Source organism: Anabaena sp. CCY 9402-a, from assembly GCF_963920945.1.
Lineage (GTDB): Bacteria > Cyanobacteriota > Cyanobacteriia > Cyanobacteriales > Nostocaceae > Trichormus > Trichormus minutissimus.
Window position 1 is genome coordinate 1 of the sequence record NZ_CAWUDL010000186.1, and the last position, 1,443, is coordinate 1,443.

Sequence of the window (1,443 nt, forward strand, 5' to 3'; positions counted from 1 at the left end):
TTACCTAAACTCCGAGAGAATGCTCCCGCCACACCGGAACGGTTGGCGGTGAGATGAATCGAGGGCTAAAAACGAGACACCCCTTGACCCAGATTAAACCGTAGGTTTAACAGGGAGAGGGGTGTCTCGTTTTTAGCAGCATCCATGATATTATTACGTCAACTTGACTGACGTAATAATGCTGGTATTTGAGGCAAAACTTGAAGGAACAAATGAGCAATATCAATCGCTGGATGAGGCGATTAGAACTGCTCGTTTTGTCCGTAACGCTTGTCTCCGGTACTGGATGGATAACCGAAACATTGGCAGGTACGATTTGAGTGCTTATTGCGCTGTCCTTGCTGCCGATGAAAACTTCCCTTGGGTTGCTAAGTTGAACTCTATGGCTCGTCAAGCCAGTGCCGAAAGGGCTTGGAGTGCAATTGCTCGTTTTTTTGATAACTGCAAAAAGTCTAAACCAGGAAATATTGGTTATCCACGCTTTAGGAAAGAACAGACACATGGTTCTGTCGAGTATAAAACTAGCGGTTGGAAGCTCTCTGATGACCGTCGCTACATCACTTTTGGCGACGGATTCAAAGCAGGAACTTTCAAACTTTGGGGAACTCGTGACTTGCATTTCTACCAGGTGAAACAGTTCAAACGTGTGCGGGTTGTACGTCGTGCCGATGGGTACTACGCGCAGTTTTGCATTGACCAAGACAGAGTAGAGAAGCGAGAACCAACTGGTAAAACTATTGGTTTGGATGTGGGATTGAACCACTTCTATACCGATAGTGAAGGGAATCAGGTTGAAAACCCTAGATACTTGCGTAAAAGCGAAAAGTCTCTCCAGAGATTGCAACGCAGATTGTCTAAAACCAAGAAGGGTTCTAGAAACAGAATCAAGGCGAGAAATCGCTTGAGCAGAAAGCACCTCAAAGTAAGTAGGCAGCGTAAAGACTTTGCCGTGAAATTGGCAAGGTGCGTAGTCCGGTCTAACGACTTGGTGTCCTATGAGGATTTGCAGGTGCGGAACATGGTCAAGAATAGACACTTGGCTAAATCGATTAGTGATGCAGCGTGGACTCAGTTCCGGCAATGGGTTGAGTATTTCGGCAAAGTGTTTGGTGTGGTGACTGTTGCAGTTCCACCCCATCATACCAGCCAGAATTGCTCTAACTGTGGGGAAGTAGTGAACAAGTCTCTTAGTACAAGAACTCATGTTTGCCCTCATTGTGGACATACCCAAGATCGGGATTGGAACGCTGCACGGAACATACTTGAATTAGGACTACGTACTGTGGGACACACAGGATCTCAAGCCTCTGGAGATATCGACCTCTGTATGTCGGGAGAAATCCCTCCAAATAAGTCGAGTCGGGGAGAGAGGAAACCCAAGAAGTGATTCTTGGAATCCCCCACTGCATTCGGTACTCCGAATCAGTGGTGGGAGGATGTCAA

Annotated in this window: 1 protein-coding gene; it reads left to right on the plus strand. The window is 46.7% G+C overall.

The window, feature by feature from the left end:
* The first annotated feature begins 178 nt into the window (after positions 1–178).
* The gene (locus tag ACM0OR_RS28200) at positions 179–1,387 is read left to right on the plus strand and encodes an RNA-guided endonuclease InsQ/TnpB family protein (RefSeq protein WP_414579708.1); all 1,209 of its coding nucleotides are present in this window, start codon (positions 179–181) and stop codon (positions 1,385–1,387) included.
* Positions 1,388–1,443: the final 56 nt, after the last annotated feature.

Bases quoted from the DNA above. Each gene is read 5' to 3' on its own strand.
- ACM0OR_RS28200 (WP_414579708.1), top strand. From the start codon at position 179: ATGCTGGTATTTGAGGCAAAACTTGAAGGAACAAATGAGCAATATCAA.